Genomic DNA, 1,097 nt, shown 5'->3' with positions numbered 1-1,097 from the left:
CGGGCGCCACCATCACCCCGCGCGCGGTCGTGGACACCGTCCACCGCGAGCTCGCGTTCTTCGCGCGCAACCGCGACGCGCTGCTGACAGCACAGGAGGCAGGCTGATGTCCGACACCTACGCCAGGATTGCCCGCGACGGGCTCTGGGACAACAACGTGGTCTTCGGCCAGATGCTGGCGCACTGCCCGCTGCTGGCGGTGACCGGGACCGCCACCAAAGGGCTCGGCATGGGGCTCGCGACCACGGCAGTGCTGGTGGCTTCGGGGCTGGCGGTGTCGCTGCTGCGCGGCGCCATCCTGCCCGAGATCCGCATTCCCGCCTTCGTGCTGGTGATCGCCTGCACCTCCCTCCTGGTCGACGTGCCGCCCCACGCCTGGAGCCGCGACCTGCACCAGGTGCCTGGCCTCTTCATCCCGCTCATCGTCACCAACTGCGCCATCCTCGGACTTGCCGAGGCCTTCGCCTCGCGCAACAGGCCGCTGGCCTCGGCCTTCGACGGGCTGATGATGGGCTTGGGCTTCACCGCGGCACTGGTGGTGCTGGGCGCAGCGCGAGAGATCCTCGGCGCGGGCACGCTCTTTGCCAATGCCTCGGTGCTGCTGGCCGAGAGCTTCGGCTTCCTCGAGATCATCGTGATCCCCGACCACCAGGGCTTCCTGCTGCTGATCCTGCCGCCCGGCGGATTCATCGTGCTGGGTGTCCTTCTGGCGCTGAAGGCGCTGGCCGACCAGCGCGTCCGCCCCGGGGACGCGCGGCGGGACGCGCCGCAGGGCCGGGTGTTCCCCGCCGTGGGCGTGCTGAGGCCGCCCGCCCCCACGCCAGCCCCCGAAGGAGAGACGTCATGAATGTCGGCATCGCCTACGCCAGGCCCACCGCGCAGATCTGGCGCAGTCTCACCATCGCCGAGGGCGCGACCGTGCGCGACGTAATCGAGGCCTCGGGGCTGCTCGACCAGTTTCCCGAGCTCGACCTCGAGACCAACAAGGTCGGGATCTTCGGCATCGTCGCCAGGCTCGACAAGCCGGTGAAAGAAGGCGACCGGGTCGAGATCTACCGCCCGATCCACCCCGACGCCGAGCTTCTGGAGAAACAGAG

Annotated in this window: 2 protein-coding genes; both read left to right on the top strand. The window is 69.7% G+C overall.

All coding sequences use genetic code 11. The features are described from left to right. Positions 1 to 106: 106 nt before the first annotated feature. Positions 107 to 847, top strand: a complete 741-nt coding sequence (locus HC022_RS27225) for an electron transport complex subunit E (protein WP_167454454.1) — start codon at positions 107 to 109, stop codon at positions 845 to 847. Further along, positions 844 to 1,097, top strand: a 254-nt coding sequence (locus tag HC022_RS27220) for an RnfH family protein (RefSeq protein ID WP_167454453.1), incomplete at its 3' end; no start/stop codon positions are given. The genes HC022_RS27225 and HC022_RS27220, both read left to right, overlap by 4 nt.

The organism is Salipiger sp. HF18 (genome assembly GCF_011806505.1).
Taxonomy (GTDB): Bacteria; Pseudomonadota; Alphaproteobacteria; order Rhodobacterales; family Rhodobacteraceae; genus Salipiger; species Salipiger thiooxidans.
The sequence above is the reverse complement of the archived record's forward strand: the minus strand, read 5'-3'. Positions and strand labels throughout refer to the sequence as shown.